This window comes from Glaciecola sp. 33A, assembly GCF_002836745.1.
In the GTDB taxonomy this organism is placed as follows: Bacteria; Pseudomonadota; Gammaproteobacteria; order Enterobacterales; family Alteromonadaceae; genus Glaciecola.
Genome location: NZ_PJAR01000036.1, coordinates 70307 through 96542, shown reverse-complemented (window position 1 = coordinate 96542; position 26236 = coordinate 70307). Strand labels below are relative to the sequence as shown.

The following is a 26236-nucleotide window of genomic DNA, read 5'->3' as shown; positions in this document are numbered from 1 at the left end:
TTTATGGTCGCCCTGTTTGGCTAGCATAAATACTATTATTAATACTTTCATTTATTGCGTGAGCATGTTGTTTATGGCGATACAATGCAACAGCTTCGAGGCATTGCTGTTGATGCTGCATACCTGTATTTGGCATTATTTGTTGTTTTCCAATCGAAAAACCGAAGTTTGCATCTTGCTTGCTTAAGGCGAGTATTTGGAAGGTAACTTCGCTTAACGCCTGTTCAACGTTCTCACTAAAATAATCACTGAAATGCAACCAACCCGATATAGCGGAGCGTTCACTAAAATCTTTGCTAAGTAAACCTTGGCCTTTGGCAAAATGTTTCCATGACACGTGATGAATAGGGTCCGAATCGCGATAGTCTCGGATCCCCTGTAAGTCTTCTGAGGTGACTGGCACACCTAATTTATTACCTGTGTTGCCCTTAGCGTTTTGCCTGCGTAATTGCAAACTACACGGACTAGGTGCTGGAAAAACGAAAAACTGACCCGGTACGGTGAGGTGTGTCCAACATCTAAATAATCCAAATGGAAAAATACTTTCAATCGATACTCTGCCTACGTGATGCAATCCTCTTGAAAATGGACTGATGGCTATCATGTTTGAACCGTCTTCTAAGTATTCATACACTGGATAAAGTTTACTAAAAACAGCGATGTTAGAGAGCGAGTGGAGCGCTGACCTATTTTCCTTATGCGACAAATCAAGGTGTAATTGGGCATGTTGATTAGAAAAACAATCAGCTACTGGTCGAAAGACAACATGGAATTGCACAAAGCTAACATAACTATGAAACAAGGCGAGTAATAGAAGTGAGAACACAAAGTAACAGAACATCAAAATCACATTATTCTGGTAATTTGTACCTAAAATGAACAAACAACTCATTAAGCCTGCAATCGCCCAGCCAAAACGAGTTGGCAATATGAAGGTGTTATTTACATCCAACTGATAAGCGTGGCTCGAAGGAATACGTTTATCTAACCATCTGTCGACACGTGCTTGAGTCCAGGACTTCATAAAAACTTCCTAAGCAGCAATAGGATCAACTTTTTTCAGTAACTGAACGCTTAGTAAAGTCGCATTGTGTGCGTATTGTTCTTGGCCTCTGAGTCGGTGTTCAGTGACCGACGGAAAGATCATTTGAACATCCTCTGGAATAACATAAGTTCTATCATGTATAAAAGCAAAGGCTTGTGCACAATGATAAATGGCTTTTGACGCTCTGGGAGACAATGCATTTGGATATTCTGGATTATCTCTAGTGGCATTAACAAGAGCTAAAATATAATCAACGATGGCTTCACTAACAACCACATTAGTTACTTGTTTTTGCAGACCCAAAAGCTGCTCCGTGTCGATAACGGCTTGGCTAAACAAACGATCATCGTTACTTAATAACATTGATTTTTCGGCTTCAAAGTTAGGAAATCCTAACGACAGCTTCATCGTAAAGCGGTCAATTTGTGATTCGGGCAACGGATAGGTACCTGATTGAAATAGTGGGTTTTGAGTCGCTATTACAAAGAAGGGCAGTGGCAATTCGTAACTGTTACCGTCAATAGTAACTTGGCTTTCAGCCATGGCTTCAAGTAATGCACTCTGTGTTTTCGGACTCGCTCTGTTTATTTCGTCGGCTAATAACACTTGGTGAAATATAGGCCCTGGATGAAAGCTAAACTGATGCGTGTCGGGTTCATATATATTGACGCCTAGCATGTCGGCAGGAAGTAAGTCTGACGTAAATTGGACTCGTGCATAGTCCATACTTAGCACGGAGGCTAAGCATTGGCTCAATGTTGTTTTACCCATACCTGGCAAGTCTTCTAAGAGCAGATGACCTTTCGCCAATAAGCATACAAGAGCCAACTGTATTTGCTCATCCTTACCTTTGATTTTCTGCTTTATGGCTGAAACACAGCTTTCTATATCTTTTCGCATCTGATTGTTATATTCGCCATATATTTTTTACACTATCAATTTTGTCTAGAGTGTAGTTGAATTAGCGAAAAACTACCCTCACCAGATTAATACCTACGTATGTATGTTTTTTATGTGTTTAAAGGTAACATATTGATGTAATAAAAGTCGTCAAAAAAGGAAAGTTATGAGTCTTCATCCTATGGCAGGAAAACCTGCCACACAAGATATGCTAATTAATGTTGCGCGTCTAATATCTGACTATTATTCTTTTGTGCCTTCTGTCGAAATAGCCCAACAAAGAGTTAGTTTCGGCACATCAGGGCATCGCGGATGTGCTTCACTTATTACCTTTAATGACATACATATTGCCGCCATTTCGCAAGCGTTGGTTGAGTACAGAGTGGCAAATAGTATCACTGGGCCAATATTTATTGGTATGGATACTCATGCACTGTCGGAAGCGGCAATGACGACTTGTATCGAGGTATTGGTGGCTAATAACGTCGATATTGTTATTCAGGAAAATAATGGATTTACGCCCACGCCCGTCATTTCGCATTGTATCTTGGGATATAACAAGGACCGAACAAGTGGTTTTGCCGACGGTATTGTGATTACGCCATCACATAATCCGCCGTCTGACGGCGGTTTTAAGTATAATCCTCCGCATGGTGGGCCAGCGGATTCAACTGCCACCAATCAAATTCAAAAACGAGCAAATGAAATTATTGCTAACCGTGGTCAACAAGTTAGAAGAATCACCATTGCAAAGGCAATGCAATCAAGTCAAGTTAAGCAGATTGACTTTGCCACCGCCTATATAAAGGAATTAGACCAAGTCATTAATATGTCGGCCATAGCTGATGCAAAATTGAAGCTAGGTACCGATCCATTAGGTGGTTCAGGCATCTATTACTGGGATCGAATTGCCGATCAATATAACCTTAATATTGAGGTTGTGAACAATAAAGTCGACCAACAGTTTAGCTTTATGCACTGCGATAAAGATGGAAAAATCAGAATGGATTGCTCATCGTCAAGCGCAATGACGGGTCTTATAAAGCTAAAAGATAATTTTGACCTAGCGTTTGGCAATGATCCTGATTTTGATCGTCATGGCATAGTAACGCCATCGGCTGGTTTGATGAATCCAAACAATTATCTTGCAGTAGCAATTAACTACCTTTATCAACATCGTCCACAATGGTCTGGTGACATGCAGGTAGGAAAAACCTTAGTTTCGAGTAGCATGATAGACCGTGTTTGCTGTAGTTTAGGCCGCGAAGTCAAAGAAATGCCAGTCGGCTTTAAATGGTTTGTTGAGGGCTTAAATGCGCAAACTATCGGCTTTGCTGGCGAAGAGTCTGCGGGCGGTATTTTTTTAAGACATAATGGAACGCCATGGGCAACAGATAAAGATGGCTTTATTATGTGTTTGTTAGCGGCTGAAATGACCGCCATTGTCGGAGAAGATCCATCCCAACAATATAAAAAACTAACTCAAGTGCATGGAACCCCATGTTATACACGCATTGATGTTGCTGCCACATTGGAACAAAAAATGGCATTGTCTAGTGTGACAACCGACGTGGTAATGACAACACAATTAGCGGGTGAAAAAATTATTAATATACAAACACATGCGCCAGGCAATAACGCCGCCATTGGTGGCGTAAAAGTGAGTACAGAAAATGGTTGGTTTGCTGCGAGACCGTCTGGAACTGAAAATGTGTATAAAATTTATGCAGAGAGCTTTTGTGGTGAAACTCATTTACAACAATTAGTAAAAGAAGCAGAAGAATTGGTCTCGGCAGTCTTAGAAAAAAGCTAGTTGTTATTAATTGTCGTTTTTATTGTTAATTAAGTGTAAATTTATTTCATAAATGATAGCATTTCAGTTATAACGCCTAATAAATTTACATTTTATTAACAATTTTCCCGCGTTTCCATCAAAATTAAATGGTTTTATTTCAGTACTTGTAATAAAATTACAAGTAGTTATTTTCAATAAGAGAGATAAAATAATGGCAAATTCCAAAACAGCCAAAGGTTCATCTGTACAAGCATCTGCAAAAAAAACTGCAAACGCTGCTCCTGTGAAAGCATCAACTGCTAAAGAAACAGCAAGAAAATCAACAAAAGCCAAATCTGCTGATACCTCTTCAGTTACCTATTCGAAAGCGCAAATCAAACAGTCGATTGTGAAACATTTGCATTCAACACTCGGAACTGATGAAAATAAAGCAAACAATCATGCATGGTGGAAAGCCACAAGTGCAGCAATGCAAGAGCTTGTATTAGAGCGCCTGCGTACAACCCAAAAAACACATTATATAAATGATACGCGCGCGGTTCATTATTTTTCTGCTGAATTCTTAATGGGCCGTTTACTCTCTAACAACATGCACAATTTTAATCTGTTTGAAACAGCAGATGCGGCTTTAAAGGAGTTAGGGGTTGAACTAACCGACGTACTTGAAGAAGAACCAGATATGGCCTTAGGTAATGGGGGTTTAGGTCGTCTTGCCGCTTGTTTTCTTGATTCGTTGGCGACCATGGATTTACCTGCGATTGGTTATGGAATTCATTACGAGCATGGTTTATTTCGTCAAGAGATAAAAAATGGAGCACAAATTGAGCGACCTGACAGTTGGAGACATTACGGAAATCCGTGGGAAATATGCCGCCCTGAATCAATTCAGGAAGTACCTCTATTTGGTTATGTTGAAACCAAATATGGAGCAAACGGTCGGGTTAAAAAGGAATGGCACCCTGGTAACATAGTCAAAGGCGTTCCTTGGGATATTCCAATCGTAGGTTACGGTGCAAAAACAGTCAACGTACTGCGTTTGTGGCAAAGTGAGTCGTCTGATTATTTCAATTGGGATGTATTTAATTCCGGTGGTTATGTTGATGCTCAGCGAGAAAATATACAAGCCGAGACTATTTCAAAAGTATTGTATCCAAATGATGAAACTAGAGCGGGTAAAGAACTGCGTTTAATTCAGCAGTATTTCTTTTGTGCTTGCTCATTGAAGGATATTATTCGTCGCTATAAACGGGCTCATGGGGATGATTGGAGCAGGTTTTCTGAGCAGGTTGTTATTCAACTCAATGATACCCACCCTGCTATTGCCATTCCAGAACTGATGAGAATACTGGTTGATAGGGTAGAACTAGATTGGGACACCGCGTGGGGTATTTGTACCAAAACATTCGCCTACACAAATCATACCTTGCTGCCTGAAGCGTTAGAAAGATGGCCAGTAAGAATGATTGAAAAAATCTTACCAAGGCACATAGAAATTATTTATGAGATCAATCATCGTTTTCTTTCACTCGTTGAAAAAAAATGGCCTGGTAATAATGTGATAAAAGCCAAACTTTCTATTATCGAAGAAAGCACAGAAAAAATGGTACGAATGGGGAATCTTTCTGTTATTGGCTCATTTGCCGTGAATGGTGTAGCCGAAATTCATTCGAAATTAGTTAAACAGAATCTGTTTCCTGAGTTTGAAGCACTTTGGCCTGGCAAGTTAACAAACGTAACCAATGGCATTACGCCTCGTCGCTGGTTAAAGGCATGCAACCCTTTATTATCCGAACTTATTGGAAAGAAAATTGGAAACGATTGGCCGTCTGACTTAACCCGCTTAAACAAGCTTTCAGACTTCGCTGACAATACGACCTTCCAGAATCAGTTTATGAAAGTAAAACAAAAAAATAAAGAAGCATTGGCTGCCGAGATAAAACATCTGACCGGTATCAGTGTTGATACGAAAGCTATTTTTGATATTCAAATTAAACGTTTACACGAGTATAAGCGTCAACATTTAAACTTAATACATATTCTGGCCTTGTATAAAAGGTTGTTGCAGGATCCCAGTTACGATATGCATCCTCGGGTTTTCATTTTTGGTGCAAAAGCAGCTCCTGGCTATACCTTAGCTAAGGATATTATCTTTGCGATTAATAAAGTCGCTGACAAAATAAATAACGATCCACGAGTAAATCATAAAATTAAGGTCGTATTTTTACCAAACTATCGTGTGTCGCTTGCAGAAAAAATGATACCAGCAGCCGATGTATCGCAGCAGATATCAACGGCAGGTAAAGAAGCCTCAGGTACGGGAAATATGAAGTTGGCGCTGAATGGCGCCGTTACTATAGGCACATTGGATGGTGCGAATATAGAAATTGCTGAAGAAGTTGGAGATGACAATATCTTTATTTTTGGTATGACTGTGGACGAAGTAAGTGAACTGTCGAGAAAAGGGTACAACCCATTTGATATTTATTATCAAAATAATGAAGTAAAGGCAGTATTAGATTGGTTAGACACCGACCACTTTACACCAGGCCACCCAGGTGCTCTTTCTTCATTGAAAAACAGTATGTTGTCAGGTGGCGATCCCTATATGTGTTTAGCTGATTACGAGTCGTATAGCGAAGCCAATAAAGCCCTAGATATGGCATATAGAGACAAGCCCAGATGGGCTAAAATGGCTATTCTGAATACAGCGAAAATGGGTAAGTTTACATCAGATCGCTCGATTGCTGATTACGTAGAACGAATTTGGAAATTAAGTCCTTGCACCGTTGAATAAGTAAAAAAGTGTTTACTGGATAACAAAAGCCAAGTTCTTGTTGGCTTTTGTAATGAAAGGTTTATCATAGTGACTGTTTTGTTGTATCGTAAACAAACAATGCAAATTCAACAGCATCTATTTTCACCTTTTTTTGGCGAACAGTTTTTTATGATTAAAAAGCACCAAAGTTTGTCCACGCTTTCGAACAGATATCACTTTATCGATATCATTGAAGGCATTGCAGACTCAAATTCTTATTTTTCACTAATGCTTGTGGATGTCATGCGGTTTTCAGATGTATCCTCTGCCTTCGACCACAAAGCCGGTGATGAGATTTTACTGCAAATTGTAAACCGTATTCATGTGATATTCGGCCAAGATTTGATCCTAGGGCGGGTCAGTGGTGATATTTTTGGTTTAGTGTTTGAAGGGCACCAAAGTGAATCGGTAATGCGAACAAAGTTTCAACGCCTCATCGAACATTTCAAAACACCTCTATATACCAATGGGACTGCGTTCATTGCCGATTTTAATGTTGGTATTGCAAGCCGCACCCATAAGAATGTGACAGCAACAAAACTGATATCCTTGGCTGAAGCGGCGTTAAAACAAGCGAAAAATAATAAGCATCAGAACTGTAGTTTTGTAAACGACAACGAAAATTCAGTGACAGGCAGAGGTCTAGCTTTAAAAGCAGACTTAACCCGTGCAATGAACAATGACGAATTAGAACTTTATTTTCAACCGAAAGTGAATTTATTAACGACCAAAATTATCGGCGCTGAATGTTTGCTCAGATGGAATCATCCATTGGATGGTATTTTGTTTCCGGGATCGCTCATTGAGGCTGCAGAATCGTACAATATGATGAACGAGCTGGGGCATTGGACAATATCAAGTGCGTTAAACAGAGTGGAGCAATTAAACAGCCTCGGGATCAATATTTCTATTTCTATTAATTTGTCACCTAGCCAGTTATATGATGTCGGTTTGCCAAAGTTATTATCAGATCTAATCCAACGTCATAAAATACAGGCAAATATGCTTGAGCTTGAATTAACTGAAGATGTTGCACTCTCTAACTCTCTAATGGTGAAAAGGCAATTAGACGAAATACGTTTAATGGGTGTAAACGTATCCATGGATGATTTTGGAAAAGGTTATTCGAACTTATCGTTTCTTCGTGACTTGCATTTAAGTGCCATTAAAATCGACAAGACATTTGTTATGGAACTTGAAGAAAATCCGGTCAATAAAGCGATCGTTGAGGCAACAAAACTCATCTGTGATGCTAAAAACTGTGAAGTAGTTGCCGAAGGCATAGAAACCGTTCAGCAACTAAATATTCTAAAAGAGTTAGGGATTTATAGTGGACAGGGATTCTTATTTTCACCAGCAGTCAATTTTGACGCATTTATTAGGCTTTGTGAAATCGGAAATTTTGAACAGTTATTGGCAGATAAGGTGCGAATAGCAGCGGGTTAATGTTATCATTATGGGGTGTTTAATCACCGTAATTAAGAAACATGTTAACCAATCCAATTAGCTTCTTAGAGCGCTCAAGATTTTCACCTGAGTCTCTACAAAACAATCAGAAATTTCAGCTCAATAATGGTACAAAAGTTGAAATTTGTTGTGCAGGCATCATCACATTCGAGCCGCCTTTTACAAGCGCAGCCAGTATAAGCGCAGCAAATATAAGCGCAGTAAAGACAGTTTTGCTCTCATCAGGTGTTCACGGCAATGAAACCGCACCAATTGAGATTTGTGATAAATTAGTCGAAGACTTACTATGCGAAAAAATTCAATCAAAACATCGAGTTATGTTCATATTTGGTAATTTACCTGCAATGAATATAGGCGAACGATTTATTCAAGAAAACCTAAACAGATTATTTAATGATTCGTTATCTACCGACAATCAGGAGCAACTGCGCGCGCAAGAGATAAAGCGTGAAGTTAAGCGTTTTTTTAATTCTGATTCTGTCACTCCCTCATCACATGCAGTTTCAACGCGTATTCATTATGATTTACATACAGCGATAAGAGAGTCAAAAAACGAGAAATTCGCAGTTTATCCCTATTTGCATGGACACGAATATAACCAACAACAGTTACGGTTTTTGTCGGCCTGTGCAGTCAATACGATCCTTCTCTCGCAATCACCTACATCTACTTTTAGTTATTACACTTCGCTTAATTACTTTACGCATGGTTTTACTGTGGAGTTGGGTAAGGTCAAGCCTTTTGGTGAAAACAACATGCAGAGCTTCACTCATGTGATTGATATGTTGACGCAACTCATCACTCAACAAGAGCCTGTTTTACCCGTGCTTTCAGAATGTCCAATGCATATATATGATGTTAAACAGGTTATTGATAAGCGCTCCACTGATTTTGCGTTGCACTTTGCTGACGACCTTCCTAATTTTACGGGTTTTAAAAAAGGCACGTTATTAGCTACCGATGGTGACATTGAATATCGAACACTTGAAGATGGTGAAGCGGTAGTTTTTCCAAATTCGAATGTGGCATTAGGTCAGCGAGCCTTATTAACGGTGGTGCCTTGTGACCTTTGAATTAGATAAACGTTTACAGAGTGACAGTTTCTGGGTATGTAAATTATCTCTCTCTCAAGTTCGGTTGATAAATGACCGGCAGTTTATTTGGTGCGTGTTAATTCCAGAAATCAATAATGTAACAGAAATTATAGCGCTGAATGAAGCGCAACAAACTGAGTTATGGAAAGAATCTGGGATGCTCAGCAGAGCTTTAAAAAGCGGCTTTAGTCCTGACAAACTAAATGTAGCCGCTATTGGCAACATCGTTTCGCAACTGCACGTACATCACATTTGCCGCTTTAAAATCGACATTGCTTGGCCTTCGCCAGTTTGGGGGCGTCAGCCTATGATAGGTTATCAGCAGAATAAACAAGTGGCGTTGAGTGAAAAGATTTGTGAATTGTTAAAGCAGCAGCAAGTTATCTAGGTGGGTCGCTTTTGCGACCCTTCATATTCTATGCAGAAAAATGAAACGCTTAAGGTTGAGTAAGGCTGCCGTCACACTAACAATGAGGTAAAGTGCAACAACGGTGACAGCAACATTAAGCCAGCGTAGATGCTCATTTAATTCCTTTATTTAAAGTGTAACGCTCAAACAAAGTATTGAGATGTAACAATACAGTGTCCAAGCCCATGATATCTGATTCAATTAATTGTTGACGCAATAACTCAACTGAAAATGAGCTAATAATGCCCGCCGCAATTGGGCTATAAGACAAATGCCAAGGTTCAGCCGCAACGCCGCCAACATATTCTGGATAAGGGCGCTCAAAGTCAAATTTGGCCGCATGATGTTGTATCCATTTAGCTAAATCAGCACATGGGCCATCGTCCTCATATTCTTGCGGAACAAGCTCAAAAGAAGCGCCACACGCATCAACTTTGCTGCGGTCAAATACATCAAAGTCAGTGCCCCAATGGTGGCGACTGCCGCCGGGAAGCGCTGAGAAGAGTAAGATGGCATGCATTTTTTGTGTGTCGTCCAGTGACGCCGTCTCAAGTACTCTACTATCGATGGTGTTCAATTTCAGTTCGCCTTTCCACTTTCTATTCCAAATACTGGCTTGTTTTGAAAAGCTACGGTAGCTGCTCACGATCTGTAAATCATGACCTTCGAGCTTGGCGGCGTCTTGCATTTTTAAAAAGGCACTGATAACGGCAGGTTGTAACTGATGTTTATCATCAATGTAAACCACATGCTGATCATTTAGGCCAAGTATTTGTTGTACTGTAATCATGCTAAAACACGAACCAATGTTGCGTAATATACGTCTTCCAAGGTCTTAATATTTTCAATGCTAACGCATTCATTCAATTTATGAATGGTTGCATTTTCAGGACCTAATTCAATAACTTGTGCACCCGTTGGTGCAATAAAACGCCCATCTGAAGTGCCTCCAGCCGTAGATAACTCAGTGTCTATTCCAGTTACTTCTTTAATGCTATCAACAACAGCGTCAATTAATGTGCCTCTGGGTGTTAAAAACGGTTGTCCGTTAAACGTCCATTTAATTTCATACTCAATGCTGTGCTTTATCAATAAGGCAACGACTCTCTCAATCAATTGTTGGTCGGTAACTTCTGTTGAAAATCGGAAGTTAAAGCAGATTTCAACTGTCCCGGGCACAACATTGCCAGCGCCTGTGCCTGCATTGATATTTGATACTTGGAAGCTAGTTGGTGGGAAAGAATCGTTACCCTGATCCCATGTTGTGGATGCTAACTCAGTTAACACCGGCGAAATTGCGTGTATCGGGTTTTTTACCAAATGAGGGTAGGCGACATGTCCTTGTATACCTATAACTATGAGGTCTCCAGTTAACGAGCCGCGACGACCATTCTTGATAGTATCACCGGTTTTTAGCGTGCTTGAAGGTTCACCTACAATACAGTAATCAATTTTTTCATTTCTCGCTTCTAAGGTGTCTATAACTCTCGTTGTACCATTGATAAAAGGACCTTCTTCATCACTGGTAATGAGGTATGCAATTGACCCTTTATGGTCTGGATAATCGCTTACAAAGCGCTCAGTAGCGCAAAGCATTGCGGCTAAACTGCCTTTCATATCGGCAGTGCCTCGACCGTAAATAAAACCACTATCGATGGTCGGCTCAAACGGAGGATATTTCCACTTCGTTGCGGGACCTGTTGGTACAACATCTGTATGCCCAGCAAAGCAAAAAACTGGCTTAGTATTGCCTTTGCGTGACCACATATTAGTCGTATCTTCGAAAACCATAGATTCATTTGTAAAGCCAAGAGGAGATAGAATGGCATCCATATAACCTTGGCAGCCTTCGTCATGTGGCGTTACTGATTGGCGCGATACTAAATCGATGGTTGTTTTAATTACATCACGCATCAGGCAAACACCTTGCTGTAATTGTCGGCATTAAATCCAACAAAATAACTGTTTTGGGTATGCAAAATAGGGCGCTTTATCATGGCTGGAAGTTCAAACATAAGTGCGAGTGCTGCCTCCCTATCGATATTGTCTTTTTGTTCCTCGGATAATTTACGAAAAGTGGTCCCACGTTTATTTAACATATTTTCCCAACCGACCTTGGCTTCAGTGTTGATTAACCACTGTTGGTCAAGACCATCCTTTCTATAATCATGAAATTGATAATCTATTTGATTAGATTCAAGCCACTTCTTTGCGTTTTTTATTGTGTCACAGTTAGATATGCCATATAGCGTTGTCACTTTTTTGTATCCTTCATATTCGTGTGTTTATCAATATGACGTAAATTGCTTATTGTATTACGTCATACCGAGCTTTCTTTAATGCGGCTACGGCTTTTGATAGCGTTTCTGATTTTACCAAAAAGTAGTCTGTTTCGAACGTTGAAACAACAAAAATACTAATTTTAGCAGCGGCTAGAACCGCACTAATCTGAGCCATTATGCCGACCATTGATAGATTCAAGGGACCGAGCACTTCAAGTGCCCGCCAATCATAATCAGACTCGATAGCGTCAATAACGATATCCTCTTTTACCACGAGCGACAATTCATCATGTGTTTTGCCGATAAAATAAAAATCACTACTAAGAACGGCTGCCGGAATTGCCTGTTCTTCACTCAAAGAATGAATGGTAAAAGTAGAGTCAAGAACTGAAAGTGTTTGTTTTGCCAATGTTATTCCCTCTTATCCACCGAAGTTGTGGATAACCTTGTGTGCGACTTATGCCTAAGTGTATAACGCCATGTTTTAAATAGTAAATAGTAATTGGCTATATTACGTGCACTTAGTTTATTAATATTTAAAAATAGTCCTGCAGGTCTGTATTTACGGTTAGTTTTAGCGCAAACTATGGCCTTTATTCGCACAAAATGAACAAAAAGAATCAGGGATACATGTCTTTACTTAATATTTATGCGGGTAGCGTTGCGCGCAAACGAATTCAAGAAGAGGGGTTTCATGCTGGACTGTTTGGTGGTTTTTTGGGGGCTTCCGGCGGTCCTAAATGGTTCGTACTAGCAGGCTTAGATAAAATTATCTTCCCAGAATTTCTTGATGCCAACAAAACGCCCATAGATATTATGGGGAGTTCAGCAGGGGCTTTTAGAGCGGCCTGTTTAGCGCAAGATAGGCCCGCCGAAGCGATTGACCGCTTAGCAACGAATTATGCGAATACTGTTTATTCTGCAAAACCGGATGCCAAAGAAATTACGCTCAAGGGCTACGATTTATTGCATGCAATGCTCGGTGAAACCGGTATTTGTGAGGCGCTATATTCAAACAAAAAGAACGTGCATTTTTTTGTTCAGCATTGTCATGGTCTTGTTGGTTCTGAAAAAAAACTGTCGCAAATTTTAGGTTTATCGGTGGCTGCTGCTAAAAACATGATGAAGAGAAAATCTATTGCAAGTCAGTTTTCGCGCGCCGTTTTTTCAGCAAGACCCAAAAAAGACTTGTTTATAGACCCCTATGATTTCCCGACAGACTACTATGCACTTGATAAAGAAAATTATGTACTAGCGCTAATGGCATCAGGCTCAATCCCAATTGTTTTGGAAGGGATAAAAGATATACCTAATGCAAAGCCCGGTATTTATCGAGATGGTGGCATTATTGACTATCACTTTGACCTTGCTTTTAAGCAGTCTGAACTGGTGCTCTACCCTCATTTTTACGCTACGCCGACACCAGGATGGTTTGATAAAAATGTGCCGGGTAGGCAATGCCATCAGAGCAGTTATGAAAATGTGGTTATGTTAGTACCCAGTCAAGAATTTATTGCTAAATTGCCATACTCTAAAATTCCAGATAGAAAAGATTTTGAGGAGATGGAGGCGCAGCAAAGGATTACCTATTGGCTTGAGACAATTAAGCAATCTGATCGCCTTGCAGACGCGTTTTTACACCACTTACAAAACGACGATATCATGGCAAAAATCAAACCAATAGATTTACACCGAAAATCTCGATCGTAAGCTCGGCTAAGGCTCATAATCACTTGAAAGATCACTTGAAAGTAAAGAGAAGCAGATACCGACGTCGTCTAATATGAACTGGCTACCCAGTGGCTGAAGAAGTAACATAAGTTCTTGGATGCTTTATAAATTTAAAATAGCTGAGGTTTCTATGGTCTTAAAGCGAAATATTTAAAAAAAGCGCTTGCGCATTTTTATATGCATCGTTATTATGCGCTCCGCTTAATTGCATTACGACTATAGCTCAGTTGGTTAGAGCGCTACCTTGACATGGTAGAGGTCCCCAGTTCGAGTCTGGGTAGTCGTACCATCCCTTGAACGCTGTTTTGCCGATTTCCAAGTGGGTTGCTGTAGTCCATTCTCTGCAAGTATATTATTCAAATTGTTTCCTTTGTCATCAAGCTAATTCAACAATCAGTCAATTATTTAAGCATCAACGAAATCAAGCCATACTGCATATTTCACAGACGTGGTTTATTGTTCTAACACTCTGATTAGAACAGATTACTATTGGCGTTGAACTTTTATACGTTATTGATGACTATAGAAAGGAAAAAAGGCACCTATAAACGTTGAATGGTATCTTGATTAGGATACCAAATTAGCTAACCCAGTATTAATGTCGCATACCTTCTATCATCGCATGATTCTGCAGCATAGGTGGCTAAAAGAATGTCACACTTTTCTTGTTCACCGTTACTAGAGTATGAAATGAATGAAACTTCTTATTCATCTAAACTCTGCAACAGGTAGAAATACTAATGACAATAATTAATATGGTCCATTTTAAACCCCACACAATTAAACTCATCACGGGTTTCTGCGTTTTACTATTTTGCTTTCAATTACACGCTTCCGATCAAGGATCTTTTGAAGTTGAGATAAAAGGAAAAGACCAAGGCCAAGTACTAATTCTAATTCCTGGGCTAATGTCTGACGCTAGCGTGTTTAATAACTTAGCGGCGGAACTCTCACCTCACTATGAAGTTCACCTAGTTTCGGTAAAAGGTTTCGCGAGTACACCGGGTGGAGATAATTTCAGCTTAACCAGCTTAGTACAAGACCTATTAAGGTATATAGATAATAATAATTTACAAAGACCACATATAGTAGGGCATAGCATGGGCGGTCTAACTGGTTTTATGCTCGCAAGTAATTATCAAGATAAAATAGGTAAGCTGGTCTCAATAGATGGGCTGCCTTTTATTGGTCCTATTTTTACTCGTACAAACTCAACAACTGTCGATATGATGATGCCTCAAGCCCAAAATATCAGAGCCATGTATGCAAATATGAGTAAGAACCAATTAGCAGTGCAAACCCAACAAGGAGTATCTATTCAAGCCACATCAGCCAGCGACCAAGGGAAAATTGTTGATATGGCTAAGCAGTCGAATCCAGTGACGGTAGGCAATGCTATATTTGATGCACTAACCACAGATATGCGTAAACTTTTAACACATTCAAATACGCATATTCTGATGCTTGGCGCGTCTGGAGGGGTTATGCAGGAGGCTCAACATGAACAGATTAGTGCGCTGTACTGGCAGCAATTCGAAAAGGTTAATAACGCAAAAGTTGTTATGAATACGACGGTTCGCCATTTTATGTTTTTTGATGACCTTGATTGGGTTAGTCAGCAAATTACGCAGTTTTTAGGAGAAGAGTAATGGAGCACTCAATAGAGCAGTCGAGTCTTTTAGTGAAAGACGTATTGCTGGCTCAAAACGGCGATATGCACGCCTACGAGCGCCTTATAAAACACTGCCAAAACTTGGTCACCACGATTGCGCTAGCTATTGTAAAAGATATAGATGATAGCGAGGAAGTCGCACAACAAGTGTTCGTGTCGGTATGGCAAAATCTTAATCAGTTAAAAAACCCAAGTAGCTTTCTACCGTGGGTTCGGCAAAGTACAAGATACACCGCCTTCAATTTTTTGCGCGACAATAAAATAAAAGACAAGCTCGATTCTGTTCAATATGACCTTATTCTGGAACAACTTGCTGATCCGAAAATGGAGTGCGAGGAACAGCTCTACATAAACAATAAAAAGCTTTTGCTACGCAAATTTATTGATGAACTAGCTCAAGAAGAGCGTGAAATTATATTGCTTTATTATCGTGAAGAAAAATCGAGTAAGCAGGTTGCTGTATTGTTAAGTTTGACTGAGGATAATGTGCGAAAAAAGCTATCGAGAGTTCGCCAAACGCTCAAAGTTAAGCTCTTAAAAACAGCTAGTGCCTATATCTATAGTACAGCGCCTACATTAGGATTTAGTGCATTAGTAATGAGTTTACTTGTACCTTCGGCACCAATTGCAGCGGCGACCCTCGCGGCCAGTATTGGCGCTACTAGTAAGCCGGTGTCTAGCTTTTTGGTGAAGTTTTTAATGGTGGTTGGCGGCTCTTTATTAGGCGCGTTTATAGCCGTTTTTGCCATAATCTGGTCATCTAATATAGCGATGAAAAAACTCGGGCAAGCATCGCACAAAAAATTGCTTAAGCGCTATCGTAACGAAACCATTGCCTGGGTAATTGCGTGGGGATTTATTATTACAGCGGGATACGAGTTTACCAGCGGATGGATTGGACCCGTCTTCACTTATTCAGGCTTTGCTATAGGCGTCGTTTTGTTAATGGTGCGCACTATGAATTTAATTCACACGCATGCAGCGAATGCTGCAGGCAAAAAAGCAAGTAAAGTAGTCATAGTCGTTAATTATTTATGTCTGTCGGTTGGTATGGCAACTGGTTTTTCAGGACTTTTGATTGGATTGATCGCCAGTGGTCGCTTAGTGTTCTAAAAACCACTCGCAATGAAGGCTTCCGTTTCTACTAATTCGAGATGATTCATTTAATTACTCTGATAGTGTAATTTAACGATGTACCACACATTATAAGTAAGATAAGCGTATAAGAAGATGTTGATAAGTCGTTATTTAGGTACTTTGTGCTCAGTATTTTGATGCTCTATTTATACAATAAAGAGTAAAGTAACCAAGAAATAGTGCACGGGACTATCATCCAATGCACCAAGAGTGACGTTCAATATAGCTAATTCGGTTAATATTTACAGTCGATATATAAAACCAAAGTAAACTGTGCGCTCAGTAGCTGGCCCAATACCACCATTTTTGACTCTGCTGTAATAGTCTTCGTCTAGCAAGTTGTTAATGCCTGCTTGTATAGACCATGACTGACTACTTTATTGTTCACCAACAATTAACTAAATCTATTACTAAGACAAAAACAGATAGCAGGCTAAAGACTAAAACCACAAATTTACAGCAATACCAATGCACTAAAAAAAGCGACTAATTGCAGCGTGTTGATTACTACTGTCCCTCGGTGCAATAAATCAAATTTTGATTTTTGACTACTGTCAGACGCTGCGTTTGCCATTGGCATTAATATTTGGCGGGAAATCAAGAAGCCCACCAATGCAACACCTGCAATAATGGCTTGAATACCATCACTTGCCAGTAAACAAACAATTAAATAAGCGAAGCTGAAAATAGAGAAATACAGATAGTAGAAAGGAAAGAACGCTCTAATAAAAGGTCGAGCGGTATCGATACCTAGTTTAATAAAAACCAAAGGCGCAAAAAGAATTTGGAACGTCACCATTCCACCAAAAATGACGGATAGTAAAACTAACTGAATTGTGTCAAACATGTTTGCGGTTCTCTTTTTTTGTTAATTGCAAATGATAAGCGTAGATAAATGAGCTCGTATATCCAATACCTGATACTCAAGCGTCTTAATCTAAAAAACACTTGATAACTTATATACCGACAAACGCAAATAGAAGTTCGCTTTGCTTTTCTTTCTTCGATTTTTATCCTAACTACTTTGCACCTGAAAATTTAGTGGGCATGGCCTTTGTTATCAGTCATGGCGTTTCCTTGAGTATCATAAAACCCCGAAGCCCCAAATTCTATAAAACCCAAGTTCATCATGTTGGTCAAAAAGGGGTCAGTATGGTCATCACCAATATCAGCAAAGTCAGTTGCTAAATAGCCATGTCTAGTCTTGAAAAAAGGCGTGATCTGGTCACTACTTAGTTGAATCGATTGCAAAGACCATGACTCTAACGTAGCACCAGATTGCTTATCTTTTATACTAAAGGTATTGACAATACGTAGCTCAGAAAACCAAGTAAGATGCATAGTAATCTGACGATTAGTATAGGTTTTACTTTCTAACCGATTACAACCCTCATTACTTACCTTTGTAGTTGTAAATTTATTTAGCAGTGAATCGCTTATCAATTGATTGCGATAAGACCAGTCGGTTTCTGTTTTGCCATGCACTCTTTCATTCGGTTGATATTCAATAGCTCGTGCATGCTTATCGAAAAATCGAACGCTTTTTATCTGTTCCGCGTGATTTAATTGCCAAGACTCAGTAATCTCGGTTTGAGGGTATTGATGCGCGACTTCGTTGCTGTTTCTAACTAATACTAGCTGTATAGCTTGGTTTAGTTTATTACTCGAGGTATCGCTCTTTACAATTGCATACTTTACAATTTCATACTCTGCAATAAGGTGACTCGCTGATGAAGCTGGGTCGCTGCATTGGTGCTGTATTGATAATGATAATGACGTTGGCTTTAACGGCGTCTCAGCGCCAATCGTTGAATTACCATAGGCTTGGGTGCTAAACGCAATGATACCGACGATTAGAAGGCGCTTGTTATTCAGGTTTTGTATCGATCTTAGTGTCAATAAGAATAAAAATTTCATAGTGTGTGGTCGTCCGTTTTCATTTTAATTATAGCTCAATTCAGCGTAGCAACGCAGCTAACGTTAATTGATGCCGTTGATCTGGTTATAATTGAATTGTTTATAATTTATCGATTAATAATGGGTATATAATAATCAGACTGCATTGGCTCAACGACAAAAAGCGGATGGTTAAACATCCGCTTTACTTCAAGGCTGAATTATAAGTTACTATTTGCCTTACCTGTTAAATCGCTAGCAAAGTCCATCACGTGATAAATCATGTGCTGTTCATTGGTACCATTGACTAAAAAAGCGCCCGGTCCTTTGGCGTAGATCCCCACATCTTCACCTGAGTGTGTTTCACTGGTTAATGGCACCAACGCCTCTTGATGAAAACCACTAGATTCAGTATTTACCTCAGTTAAATCGTGGCGACCCGCAGCGATTGGCATAGCATAAGCGGCATCGGCGTTGGTAATCTCATTGCCTAAGTTTTGGAAACCTCTTCCATTGGTATAGCCCAGAGTGGTGTAAGGTTTGTCATCAGCAGCGAGTGTCGCTTCTGTTTGACCAACACCAATAACTTTACCTAGTATAGGATTGCCGCGCTTCGGGTATCCTGCAATGGTAAATACGTGACCATGGTCGGCGGTCACAATAATTAGTGTGTCCTCGTCATTGGTCATTTCATCAGCAATTGCAATAGCCTCCGAGAACGCAATGGTGTCAGTTAATGCACCATAAGCGCTGCCAGCATGATGGCTATGATCGATACGACCAGATTCAACCGATAGGAAAAAGCCCTTTGGATTGTTGTCCAAAATTGCAATAGCCTTGCGAGTCATTTCTGCAATGCTAGGTTCGCCAGCAATATCATTGCTCCGATCGGCCTCGTACTGCATGTGAGATTCGTTAAACAAGCCAAATACATTGGTTGCTATATTGGTATCAATTGCATCAAAGCCAGTTTGATCAAATACATAAGACCCTGCAGGATAGGTGGAAGACCACTCCGCTGTTAGGTCACGTCCATCGGTACGATCTCCTTCTACATTACTGGCCGCATCGGGGCTATTAAAGGCGGCGTCTTTTGGTAGGAAGTGACGTCTACCACCACCAAAAACGACTTCAAGTCCATTCACATCAACACCGTCAAAACGCGCTTCCAAATTCACCTCAAAGTTAATCAGTTGCTCGGCTATGTCTTTACAGCCTGCGGTTACAGCAGCGTCGGGCATATCAGAAATATCTTCCCAATTACGGTCGGCGGACTTAGCATAAGTTGCTGCTGGCGTTGCGTGGGTGATCCTAGCCGTGGATATAATACCGGTCGATTTACCTGCTAACTCTGCAAGTTCAAGAGCGGTAATAAGTTCATTTCCAGCGACGGTTGAGCAATCTCCGCGGACAATATCCTCGTCAACACCAATGACACCTACATCGGTTTTAACACCACTTACCATCGCTGTCATTGTGCCTGCTGAATCAGGTGTTTGTGCGTCGACATTGTAGGTTTTTGCTAAACCGGCAAACGGAAAGCGGTCGAAAGAAAGGCTGTTTTCTTCGCCTAATTGGCCGTTTAGCTGACCTTCCAATATTCGAGATGCAGTCACCGTAGAGACGCCCATGCCGTCACCAACAAACAAAATTACATTCTTAGCTGACCCTTTTAGTTGTTGAATTAAGGCAGCTTGTTGCGCTGAGCTATTCGTTGCATAGGAAGTTACTTGCTGTGTATCAGGTAAGTTGCTCTGTACACCAGTGCCACTGGTCGCGGTGAGCCATGTATTTTTATTCTCAGAAACCAGTGCTGCTCCGTCAATAAACCAGTCGTTATTCAAACTGCTAAGAAGCTGGGTAGAGCTCACTGATGTAACCCCAGAAACACACACGTAGCTTGTGTTGGTAATTTCGCTGATTTCTAAGCTGCCGCTGGCATCTGTGTCAATACCAGAGTCAAATTGCACACCGCTATTTGGACAATTGGTATCGCCAACAGCAAGATTGGTTTGCTTAACTAAGCTATTTGCGCCAGGTGAACCATTTTGACCGTCTGCGCCCGTTTGTCCTATCTCACCCTCAACTCCATTACTGCCGTCATCGCCTTCTAATAAACAACCATTTAATCCAATTACGGCAACAGCGATAAGACTGAATTTTAAATATTTCATGCTAATTTTTCCTAATTATTGGTTGATAAGATCAAGCGCTTGGTTGATGACGTGAAATAAAGCACTTTGCTCAATAACACCCTGAACTAACTGTGCTCCTGGACCATTTGCATGCAGTGCTACATCCTCACCGCTATGAGTTTCAGAGGTCAATGGCACTAACGCTTCTTGGTGAAAACCGGGAGATTCAGTGTTAATTGCCGAGATGTCTTTGCGTCCTGCATTAATCTCCATTGCATAGCCTGCGTCAGCGTTTGTTTCACTTCCCAAGTCCATCATGCCACGACCATTGGTGTAGCCTAATGTTGTGTAAGGTTGTCCCTCGGCGTCCTGTGCTGGTGTATCAGAATTTACCCCAACTACTTTTCCAAGGATCGGGTTGCCGCGCTTCGGATACCCTGCAATGGTGAAAACGTGACCGTGGTCAGCAGTAACCAAGATGAGAGTGTCTTCTTTGTTGGTCATGTCATATGCTTTTTTTACTGCATTTGATAATTCAATCGCATCTGTTAGCGCGTTATAGGCACTGCCAGCATGATGACCATGATCAATGCGACCGGATTCAACCATTAAGAAAAAACCTTTTTCTTGATTATCGAGAATATCAATGGCTTTTTCCGTCATCTGCGTCAAGCTAGGTTCGCCGGCGATATCATTTTGGCGGTCTGCTTCATATTGCATATGCGACTCATTGAATAAACCAAATGCTTGTTTTGTGGTTGCTGCATCAATTGCGTCAAACCCCGTTTGATCAAAAACGTAGCTACCCTGAGGGTATTTTGCTTTCCATTCCGCAGTCAGATCGCGTCCATCGGTACGATCACCCTCAACAGCACTAGATGCATCGGGGCTATTGAATGCCTCATCTTTCGGCAGGAAGTGGCGGCGACCACCACCAAAAGCGACATCGATACCGTCTACATCTACACCGGCATAGCGAGCTTCTAAATAGTGTTCAAAATTGACTAGCTGGTCTGCAATATCTGTGCAGCCAGATAATACGGCTGCTTCAGGCATATCAGATATGTCTTCCCAGTTTCTGTCTGCAGACTTAGCATAAGTTGCTGCGGGTGTCGCGTGAGTAATACGCGCGGTAGAAATAATGCCAGTGGCTAAACCTTTAATTTCGGCTAGTTCGAGTGCGGTAATAACTTCGTTGCCAGCAACGGTAGAACAGTCACCGCGAACAATATCTTCATCAACACCAATAACCCCGACGTCAGTCTTCAATCCTGACATCATTGCGGTCATAGTGCCGGCAGAGTCCGGCGTTTGTGCATCAACGTTATAGGTTTTGACAAGCGCTGTATGAGGGAATTTCTCGAAGCTGAGGTAGCCTTCTTCGCCAAGCTGATCATTTAGCTGACCTTGCAAAATACGCGCAGATGTCAGTGTAGAAATACCCATTCCATCACCAATAAATACAATGACATTTTTGGCTTTAAAGCGGCTGTTAGTTTGTAGTTTTTCCAGCAATTTGCTTTGCGCATCTGTATACCAGACATTTGATGTTTGATGTTCAGGTAATGGTGTTGCTGCAGCAATTGCACTTAGGCTCGCTGTTAGTGAACAAATCGCTATCTTTCTTATAAAATTCATAATTTTTCCTAGACAATCCAAGTTGATCGATTTAGCGCTAATCAATGAAAATAAGTTTTCATTTGACCGCTTTAGACTAGAAAGTAAATATGACAATTAAACGACAGAAAAATGAACAATTAAGGAACAAAAAATGACAGTGATTTTACGCTTTTATGAATCATTTATTACGCTTTTGTGACTGCAAGCCTGCACTTTTATGTTTTATCAGCTCAGATGCAAATAACGGCAGATTTGAGATGATAGAGGTAGGATGACCGTTGCTTGATAAATGGCGAGTAAGCGGCACTTTTGCTGATACTACATTTCTTAAATAGGGGCTCTAAAGGCTAATCACACTTGTTAAAAATACCTTGCCACATCTCTATATGAGTCAGCATTGCCTGTTGGTATTCATCAAATTGTGTCTGATTATGTTGTTCTATTATCAATGTGAAGTTGTTTGGTAAATGATCATCATTACTGAGTTTTAAAAACTCAGGTTTTAAAAGATAATGATAGTGATTAACTTGCGCGCCAATTGCTTGCACATTTTGAATAAAAAATAGGGTAAATACATTGCGCACAATGGCTAGTTTTTCCTTGTCCTGGTTAGTTTTACAAGTAAATGTGAGTGCCCATTGCGATATATCGGTTGTCATTTCGTTAAGGTAATTGCGCAGCAGTAATTGTGAGCGCCACAGACGGGCATAAATACGGTGTTTTGCAATTGATTGTAAGCTGGCTTCCATTTCCATTATATTGGCGCTAGGGTCATCTTTGATCGCAATTAAGTTTTTTAAATCAAATAAGCCGTCTGTAAAATTATCATTCTCGTTACCCTCAATAAAACCTGCAGACGAACTAATCCCTAGATAAAACTCATTACTCTGAGTCATCATATTTGCCCAGTTTAAAGGCAATATAGCTTGTTTTTGTAATACCCAGTCTTGCATTTTTTCAATAACGGCGTCGGTTTGTTTATTTGCATTACTGTTAATACACTGTTGTAAGCGTTCGATGAGGACCCACTCATAGCTAAGGCGCACGGAGGGAAGTTGAATTTTACCTAAGGCTGTATTTCGTTCAGCGACCAATTGTTTTATTGCACAACCTTCAATCGCATAAAATTCACGCATTTTTATATTTAACTCAGGTATGTCGACGGCAAAAGCGTTTTTATTTGGAAATTCAAGGGTAGCAAACGTGGGTATGTCCTTTTGTTCAAGGTCTAATACTTTATACATTCGCTCACTATAATTTTCTAAGGCGTTTGGTAAAGCTTGATGGCGCTGACACGATTGCAGTAATGACATCAAGAAAATTAACAAAAAACATTGGCTCAGCGCCGTTTTATTCCGTGTTGTGCTACTCATTTTACTACGACCCCTCATCTAGCTTCAGGGATAAAGCATAGATGTTTTCGAATGTCTTCGTGGTTGAATTTAGTAAGGTGTGTTTTAACATAAAAGCAGGAATAAAAACATCAGCATCCGCTGAGCCAACATAGCTTAATTCATATTGTGTACCCACAAGCGACACACGCCATGTGCCGCTTGGGTGTTTTACTAGTACGCTATTTTCTAGGTCCTTCGCTGAGGGTAATAAATCAGATTCACTCACGTATACTGTTACTTCCGTTCGACTTTGATTAAATTCTATGACCGATTTAGTTAATATTAATCGGTCACTAAATGGCCATGGGCTGTCAAATCGAGTTTGAATTTCTCTTGTGTTATCATTGGGTTTCTTAAGTAATATCACCGACTTGCAATTATGCATCCATGCGCAACTCTGTGGAGTACTTTCAAGTAGCTCTATAAACTCGATGGCGGAAAGCTGGGTCTGCATCTTTGCTTCAACTTGCCATTTTCCTTCGATATCGTTAATGGACACATCAATGTTCGGTTTTTCCTCTGTCGCGCTGACAAACAAAGAGCAAATTAACATAGGCAAAACATACATGAGTGTCAGCTTTCTATTGCTACAAATGACGGTAAATGGCTTCTTCAAAGTATCGTGTTCTCTTAAAATAGGGTTTTATGCCTTGTTATGTCGAATTAACATGAGTTAATAATTGCATGTTTGACAACCATATCGGTATAATTTACTTTTTTAGGTGCTTATTGGCTTCTTTATCGTCGACCTGCAAGTATTTCTCCGAGTTCGGTGACCACTTTTATGCAGTAAACCACCGATTTTTATTATACGTCATTTTAGACTATTTATATCAAGTGGCACATCGTAGGTGTCACCACTGTTAAGGATTTTTATGCCAGTCATTACTCTTCCGGATGGAAGCCAGCGTAGTTTCGATAACCCAGTTTCAATTGTAGACGTCGCTATGGACATTGGTCCAGGGCTAGCTAAAGCCACGATTGCCGGTAAAATAAATGGCGAATTAGCTGACGCGAGTGACATGATAAATGTAGATGCAACGTTGCAAATTATTACTGCTAAGGACGATGAAGGCTTAGAAATTATTCGCCATTCATGCGCTCACTTGATTGGACATGCAATCAAACAACTTTACCCTGATGTTAAAATGGCGATTGGCCCAACTATCGATAATGGTTTTTATTACGATGTTGATTTAGACCAACCGTTAAATCAAGACGATCTTGAAAAAATTGAAAAGCGGATGATGGAGCTGGCAAAAACAGGCTACACAGTTGTTAAGGACGTTGTTAGTTGGCAAGAAGCGAGAGATGCTTTTGAGTCTCGTGACGAAATGTATAAAATACAAATCCTTGACGAAAATATAGCCAAAGATGATAAGCCTGGTTTATATCATCACCAAGAATATGTCGATATGTGTCGTGGACCGCACGTGCCAAATATGAAATTTTGCCAACACTTCAAACTAATGAAAGTGGCTGGTGCATATTGGCATGGTAGCAGTGACAATAAAATGTTGCAACGAATATATGGCACGGCTTGGGCTGATAAAAAACAATTAAAAGGGTACTTACAGCGACTAGAAGAAGCTGAAAAACGAGATCATCGTAAAATTGGCAAAACGCTTGACCTATGGCATTGGCAAGACGAAGCGCCCGGAATGGTGTTTTGGCACAATGATGGTTGGACTATTTATACTGAGATAGAAAAATTTGTGCGTCAAAAATTGCGTGAATATGATTACGATGAAGTGAAAGCACCCTTAATGATGGATCGCTCACTCTGGGAAAAATCTGGTCATTGGGATAAATATGCTGACAACATGTTCACAACAGAATCTGAAAAACGTGAATATGCAATTAAACCCATGAATTGTCCAGGGCATGTTCAGATATTTAATCAAGGTTTAAAATCGTATAGAGATTTACCCCTAAAAATGGCTGAATTTGGCTGTTGCCACCGTAACGAGCCAAGTGGTTCTCTGCATGGCTTGATGCGGGTACGTGGATTTACCCAAGACGATGCGCATATTTTTTGTACAGAAGACCAAATTCTTGAAGAAGTAAGCAAATGTATTAAAATGGTTTACGACACATATGCTGCGTTTGGATTTACTAACATTGCGGTTAAATTGTCTACCCGCCCTGAACAACGAGTTGGATCGGATGAAGTCTGGGACAAGTCTGAAAAAGAACTAGCAGATGCGCTGAAAGCAAACGATATTGAATTCGAATATTTACCGGGTGAGGGCGCTTTTTATGGTCCTAAAATTGAATTTACTCTATATGACTGCCTAGAAAGACCATGGCAGTGCGGCACGGTGCAGCTGGATTTCTCAATGCCAGGTCGTTTAGGGTCCACCTATGTAGCCGAAGATGGTGAGCGTAAAACTCCCGTCATGATCCATCGTGCTATTTTGGGTTCACTTGAGCGCTTTATTGGAATTTTAACTGAAGAATTTGCTGGTGCATATCCCTTATGGTTGGCGCCAACTCAAGTCGTCGTTGCCAACATAACTGACAGTCAGTCAGACTATGTCAAATCAGTAGTAGCGCAACTAAAAGCAGCTGACATCAGAGTAAAATCTGATCTGCGCAATGAAAAAATAGGCTTTAAAATACGCGAACACACTCTACGTAAAGTACCGTACTTTATCGTTGTTGGAGAAAAGGAAAAAGAGTCCGGTATGGTTGCTGTTAGAACCAGAAAAGGTATTGATTTAGGTACCATGTCAGTAGTGGATTTAGTAACACTTTTGCAAGGTGAGATTAAAAGTAAAAAAATTCCATAGCAGGAATTTTAAATATAGGTATAATATGCACGATTCGAGCAGCTTACGTATA

The 26236-nt window shown here is 40.3% G+C and carries 21 protein-coding genes and 1 tRNA gene; 10 read left to right on the top strand and 12 right to left on the bottom strand.

What is annotated here, in order from left to right:
* Window position 1 precedes the first annotated feature (1 nt).
* Window positions 2-1024, bottom strand: a complete 1023-nt coding sequence (locus tag CXF81_RS07635; protein ID WP_101180775.1) for a DUF58 domain-containing protein — start codon at window positions 1022-1024, stop codon at window positions 2-4.
* Between the two features lie 9 nt (window positions 1025-1033).
* Window positions 1034-1945 (bottom strand): MoxR family ATPase, encoded by a 912-nt coding sequence (locus CXF81_RS07630; protein WP_101180774.1) that lies wholly within the window; start codon window positions 1943-1945, stop codon window positions 1034-1036.
* A 166-nt stretch (window positions 1946-2111) separates the two neighbouring features.
* Here CXF81_RS07630 and pgm point away from each other — a divergent pair, with 166 nt between their 5' ends.
* The 5 genes from pgm to CXF81_RS07605 all read left to right on the top strand — a co-directional run bounded on the left by pgm (window position 2112) and on the right by CXF81_RS07605 (window position 9504).
* On the top strand, window positions 2112-3758 hold the full coding sequence (gene pgm / locus CXF81_RS07625; protein WP_101180773.1) for a phosphoglucomutase (alpha-D-glucose-1,6-bisphosphate-dependent): 1647 nt from the start codon (window positions 2112-2114) through the stop codon (window positions 3756-3758).
* Between the two features lie 193 nt (window positions 3759-3951).
* Window positions 3952-6534 carry a glycogen/starch/alpha-glucan phosphorylase gene (locus tag CXF81_RS07620; RefSeq protein ID WP_232771837.1) on the top strand — a complete coding sequence of 861 codons (2583 nt, stop codon included), beginning with the start codon at window positions 3952-3954 and terminating at the stop codon, window positions 6532-6534.
* Window positions 6535-6684: 150 nt separating this feature from the next.
* Window positions 6685-8001 carry a bifunctional diguanylate cyclase/phosphodiesterase gene (locus CXF81_RS07615; protein ID WP_101180856.1) on the top strand — a complete coding sequence of 439 codons (1317 nt, stop codon included), beginning with the start codon at window positions 6685-6687 and terminating at the stop codon, window positions 7999-8001.
* 41 nt (window positions 8002-8042) lie between these two features.
* Window positions 8043-9095, top strand: coding sequence for a succinylglutamate desuccinylase (gene astE / locus CXF81_RS07610; protein ID WP_101180772.1), 1053 nt, complete (start codon window positions 8043-8045; stop codon window positions 9093-9095).
* Window positions 9085-9504: an HIT family protein gene (locus CXF81_RS07605; protein WP_101180771.1), complete on the top strand. Its 420-nt coding sequence runs from the start codon at window positions 9085-9087 to the stop codon at window positions 9502-9504. Before astE ends, CXF81_RS07605 begins: the two co-directional genes overlap by 11 nt.
* A 133-nt stretch (window positions 9505-9637) precedes the next feature.
* Here the strand turns inward: CXF81_RS07605 and CXF81_RS07600 are convergent, their stop codons facing one another.
* Genes CXF81_RS07600 through CXF81_RS07585 form a run of 4 tightly spaced genes read right to left on the bottom strand, consistent with a single transcriptional unit; the run spans window position 9638 to window position 12216 of the window.
* Window positions 9638-10315, bottom strand: coding sequence for a M15 family metallopeptidase (locus CXF81_RS07600; protein ID WP_101180770.1), 678 nt, complete (start codon window positions 10313-10315; stop codon window positions 9638-9640).
* Entirely contained in the window at window positions 10312-11439 is a 1128-nt protein-coding gene (gene dapE / locus CXF81_RS07595) for a succinyl-diaminopimelate desuccinylase (RefSeq protein ID WP_198556345.1), read from the bottom strand. The genes CXF81_RS07600 and dapE overlap by 4 nt, the downstream gene beginning before the upstream one ends.
* Window positions 11439-11783, bottom strand: coding sequence for an ArsC family reductase (locus tag CXF81_RS07590; protein WP_101180768.1), 345 nt, complete (start codon window positions 11781-11783; stop codon window positions 11439-11441). Before CXF81_RS07590 ends, dapE begins: the two co-directional genes overlap by 1 nt.
* Window positions 11784-11832: 49 nt before the next feature.
* Window positions 11833-12216, bottom strand: coding sequence for an ACT domain-containing protein (locus tag CXF81_RS07585; RefSeq protein ID WP_101180767.1), 384 nt, complete (start codon window positions 12214-12216; stop codon window positions 11833-11835).
* A 221-nt stretch (window positions 12217-12437) separates the two neighbouring features.
* Between CXF81_RS07585 and CXF81_RS07580 the strand changes: the two genes are divergently transcribed.
* From CXF81_RS07580 to CXF81_RS07565, 4 genes are all read left to right on the top strand, one after another.
* Entirely contained in the window at window positions 12438-13517 is a 1080-nt protein-coding gene (locus CXF81_RS07580) for a patatin-like phospholipase family protein (RefSeq protein ID WP_101180766.1), read from the top strand.
* Between the two features lie 233 nt (window positions 13518-13750).
* A tRNA-Val gene (locus CXF81_RS07575) sits at window positions 13751-13827 on the top strand.
* A gap of 451 nt (window positions 13828-14278) precedes the next feature.
* Complete coding sequence (locus tag CXF81_RS07570) at window positions 14279-15187, top strand: alpha/beta fold hydrolase (protein WP_101180765.1); 909 nt, start codon at window positions 14279-14281, stop codon at window positions 15185-15187.
* Window positions 15187-16323, top strand: coding sequence for an RNA polymerase sigma factor (locus tag CXF81_RS07565; RefSeq protein WP_101180764.1), 1137 nt, complete (start codon window positions 15187-15189; stop codon window positions 16321-16323). Before CXF81_RS07570 ends, CXF81_RS07565 begins: the two co-directional genes overlap by 1 nt.
* A gap of 478 nt (window positions 16324-16801) precedes the next feature.
* On the opposite strand, the gene CXF81_RS07560 is transcribed toward CXF81_RS07565, so the two are convergent.
* From CXF81_RS07560 to CXF81_RS07535, 6 genes are all read right to left on the bottom strand, one after another.
* On the bottom strand, window positions 16802-17194 hold the full coding sequence (locus CXF81_RS07560; RefSeq protein ID WP_101180763.1) for a DUF4149 domain-containing protein: 393 nt from the start codon (window positions 17192-17194) through the stop codon (window positions 16802-16804).
* Window positions 17195-17385: 191 nt separating this feature from the next.
* Window positions 17386-18264: a hypothetical protein gene (locus CXF81_RS07555; RefSeq protein WP_101180762.1), complete on the bottom strand. Its 879-nt coding sequence runs from the start codon at window positions 18262-18264 to the stop codon at window positions 17386-17388.
* Between the two features lie 200 nt (window positions 18265-18464).
* The gene (locus tag CXF81_RS07550; RefSeq protein WP_101180761.1) at window positions 18465-20417 is read right to left on the bottom strand and encodes an alkaline phosphatase; all 1953 of its coding nucleotides are present in this window, start codon (window positions 20415-20417) and stop codon (window positions 18465-18467) included.
* Between the two features lie 15 nt (window positions 20418-20432).
* On the bottom strand, window positions 20433-22016 hold the full coding sequence (locus tag CXF81_RS07545; RefSeq protein ID WP_101180759.1) for an alkaline phosphatase: 1584 nt from the start codon (window positions 22014-22016) through the stop codon (window positions 20433-20435).
* A 329-nt stretch (window positions 22017-22345) separates the two neighbouring features.
* A complete protein-coding gene (locus tag CXF81_RS07540) occupies window positions 22346-23371 on the bottom strand; it encodes a DUF3080 domain-containing protein (protein ID WP_232771836.1) in 1026 nt (341 codons plus the stop codon).
* A gap of 4 nt (window positions 23372-23375) precedes the next feature.
* Complete coding sequence (locus CXF81_RS07535) at window positions 23376-24008, bottom strand: hypothetical protein (protein ID WP_198556344.1); 633 nt, start codon at window positions 24006-24008, stop codon at window positions 23376-23378.
* A 259-nt stretch (window positions 24009-24267) separates the two neighbouring features.
* Here CXF81_RS07535 and thrS point away from each other — a divergent pair, with 259 nt between their 5' ends.
* Window positions 24268-26184, top strand: coding sequence for a threonine--tRNA ligase (thrS, locus tag CXF81_RS07530; protein ID WP_101180757.1), 1917 nt, complete (start codon window positions 24268-24270; stop codon window positions 26182-26184).
* The last annotated feature ends 52 nt before the right edge of the window (window positions 26185-26236 follow it).

Coding starts and splice junctions, on each gene's coding strand:
- CXF81_RS07565 (WP_101180764.1), top strand. CDS start 15,187: ATGGAGCACTCAATAGAGCAGTCGAGTCTTTTAGTGAAAGACGTATTG.
- CXF81_RS07615 (WP_101180856.1), top strand. CDS start 6,685: ATGATTAAAAAGCACCAAAGTTTGTCCACGCTTTCGAACAGATATCAC.
- CXF81_RS07560 (WP_101180763.1), bottom strand. CDS start 17,194: ATGTTTGACACAATTCAGTTAGTTTTACTATCCGTCATTTTTGGTGGA.
- CXF81_RS07580 (WP_101180766.1), top strand. CDS start 12,438: ATGTCTTTACTTAATATTTATGCGGGTAGCGTTGCGCGCAAACGAATT.
- astE (WP_101180772.1), top strand. CDS start 8,043: ATGTTAACCAATCCAATTAGCTTCTTAGAGCGCTCAAGATTTTCACCT.
- CXF81_RS07600 (WP_101180770.1), bottom strand. CDS start 10,315: ATGATTACAGTACAACAAATACTTGGCCTAAATGATCAGCATGTGGTT.
- thrS (WP_101180757.1), top strand. CDS start 24,268: ATGCCAGTCATTACTCTTCCGGATGGAAGCCAGCGTAGTTTCGATAAC.
- CXF81_RS07635 (WP_101180775.1), bottom strand. CDS start 1,024: ATGAAGTCCTGGACTCAAGCACGTGTCGACAGATGGTTAGATAAACGT.
- pgm (WP_101180773.1), top strand. CDS start 2,112: ATGAGTCTTCATCCTATGGCAGGAAAACCTGCCACACAAGATATGCTA.
- dapE (WP_198556345.1), bottom strand. CDS start 11,439: ATGCGTGATGTAATTAAAACAACCATCGATTTAGTATCGCGCCAATCA.
- CXF81_RS07540 (WP_232771836.1), bottom strand. CDS start 23,371: ATGAGTAGCACAACACGGAATAAAACGGCGCTGAGCCAATGTTTTTTG.
- CXF81_RS07630 (WP_101180774.1), bottom strand. CDS start 1,945: ATGCGAAAAGATATAGAAAGCTGTGTTTCAGCCATAAAGCAGAAAATC.
- CXF81_RS07570 (WP_101180765.1), top strand. CDS start 14,279: ATGACAATAATTAATATGGTCCATTTTAAACCCCACACAATTAAACTC.
- CXF81_RS07550 (WP_101180761.1), bottom strand. CDS start 20,417: ATGAAATATTTAAAATTCAGTCTTATCGCTGTTGCCGTAATTGGATTA.
- CXF81_RS07620 (WP_232771837.1), top strand. CDS start 3,952: ATGGCAAATTCCAAAACAGCCAAAGGTTCATCTGTACAAGCATCTGCA.
- CXF81_RS07555 (WP_101180762.1), bottom strand. CDS start 18,264: ATGAAATTTTTATTCTTATTGACACTAAGATCGATACAAAACCTGAAT.
- CXF81_RS07545 (WP_101180759.1), bottom strand. CDS start 22,016: ATGAATTTTATAAGAAAGATAGCGATTTGTTCACTAACAGCGAGCCTA.